The following is a 2,007-nucleotide window of genomic DNA, read 5'->3' on the forward strand; positions in this document are numbered from 1 at the left end:
GCCGGACATCCCTTTGGCCTCCTCGCAATGACAAACCTTTGGCGTTTGCCATTTTAACGACAGCCTGTCTCTTACGCCGGTGCGGCGCCGGGAGGGGCTTGCCCCTCCCCTACAACGCACGCCAAGGCCCTTCCCGAAAAAATGCCGCTCCCTGCTTGTATTACCCGGGGAAACATGGTAAAATAATCAGTAAAATCGTGTGGTGCGCCCAAATGCAGGCGCGCAAAATCGGAGGAATCTTATGTCAACCTTACAAGAAGAGATCAGCCGCCGCCGGACGTTTGCGATCATTTCGCACCCGGACGCCGGCAAAACCACGCTGACGGAAAAATTCCTGCTCTACGGCGGGGCCATCGCGCAGGCGGGCGCGGTCAAGGGCAAGAAAAACGCCCGCGCTGCCGTCTCGGACTGGATGGAGATCGAAAAGCAGCGCGGCATTTCCGTCACCTCCTCCGTCATGCAGTTCCAGTATGAGGGCTTCTGCATCAACATCCTCGATACGCCGGGCCATCAGGACTTCTCGGAGGACACCTACCGCACGCTCATGGCGGCGGACTCCGCCGTTATGGTCATCGACGGCAGCAAGGGCGTCGAGGCGCAGACGCGCAAGCTCTTCAAGGTCTGCGCCATGCGCCATATTCCCATCTTCACCTTCGTCAACAAGATGGACCGCGAGGCGAAGGACCCGTTCGACCTGCTCGACGAGCTGGAAAACGAGCTTGGCATCGAAACCTACGCCGTGAACTGGCCCATCGGCTGCGGCAAGGAGTTCCAGGGCGTCTATAACCGCCGCGGGCAGCACATCGACTTCTTCTCCGGCGTGTCCGGCAAGCGCCGCGCCGACCGTGAGGAGGTCCTGCTCGATGATCCGCGCGTCGGCGAGCTCATCGGCGCGGACCGCTGGCAGCAGCTGCGCGACGATGTCGAGCTGCTCGGCGCGGGCCGCGAGTTCGACATGGACGAGGTCCGCCGCGGCCGGCTCAGCCCGGTGTTCTTCGGCTCGGCCCTGACGAACTTTGGCGTGGAGCCGTTCCTCGAGGCCTTCCTGCAGATGACGCCGCCGCCCCTGTCGCGCACGGCCGACTGCGGCGTGATCGACGCCTTCAGCCCGGACTTCTCCGCCTTCGTCTTCAAAATTCAGGCAAATATGAACAAGGCCCACCGCGACCGCCTCGCCTTCCTGCGCATCTGCTCCGGCAAGTACGAGCGCGAGGCAGAGGTGTTCCATGTGCAGGGCGGCCGCAAGCTGCGCCTGTCGCAGCCGCAGCAGCTCATGGCGCAGGAGCGCGAGATCATCGACGAGGCCTACGCCGGGGATATCATCGGCGTGTTCGACCCCGGCATCTTCTCCATCGGCGACACCATCACCACGCCGGGCAAAAAGTTCCGCTTTGCGGGCATCCCGACGTTCCCGCCGGAGCATTTCTCCCGCGTCAGCCCGAAGGACACCATGAAGCGCAAGCAGTTCGTCAAGGGCACGGAGCAGATCGCCCAGGAGGGCGCCATTCAGATCTTCAAGGTGCCGGACACCGGCATGGAGGAGGTCATCGTCGGCGTCGTCGGCACGCTGCAGTTCGACGTGTTCCGCTACCGTATGCACAGCGAGTACGGCGTGGAGCTGCGCATGGAGGGCCTGCCCTATGAGGTCCTGCGCTATATCCGCAAGAGCCCCGTCGAGGAGAAGGAGCTGAACCTCTCGTCCGACGTTGAGCTGCTCGAGGACTACCGCGGCCATAAGCTGCTCGTCTTCTCCAGCCCGTGGGCCATCGACTTCACCCTCCGCCGCAATCCCGGTCTCGAGCTGGTCGAGACCCTGCAGGAGCTGGATACGGCGACGCTGTAAAAAATGCAGGGGAGCGGCATGCCGCTCCCGCCGACGCACTTGCAGTCCGTACAAGCCGCCGTTAAAATGGTACGCACCGATTGCGTATGTAGCGGCGCTCACTGCGCAGCCGTTGGCGGCTTTGCCGCCTTACGGATGCGGCGTCCCCTTTACGGGGAGTGAGC

The 2,007-nt window shown here is 63.1% G+C and carries 1 protein-coding gene; it reads left to right on the forward strand.

Annotation, left to right across the window (positions count from 1 at the left end; genetic code table 11):
- Positions 1-241 precede the first annotated feature (241 nt).
- Positions 242-1,843, forward strand: coding sequence for a peptide chain release factor 3 (locus WMO66_RS00290; protein WP_349134411.1), 1,602 nt, complete (start codon positions 242-244; stop codon positions 1,841-1,843).
- Positions 1,844-2,007 lie beyond the last annotated feature (164 nt).

The organism is Faecousia intestinalis, from assembly GCF_040096185.1.
Lineage (GTDB): Bacteria > Bacillota > Clostridia > Oscillospirales > Oscillospiraceae > JAZOXB01.

What these genes read in the sequence shown, in the direction of transcription:
- WMO66_RS00290 (WP_349134411.1), top strand. Translation starts at nt 242, where the DNA reads ATGTCAACCTTACAAGAAGAGATCAGCCGCCGCCGGACGTTTGCGATC.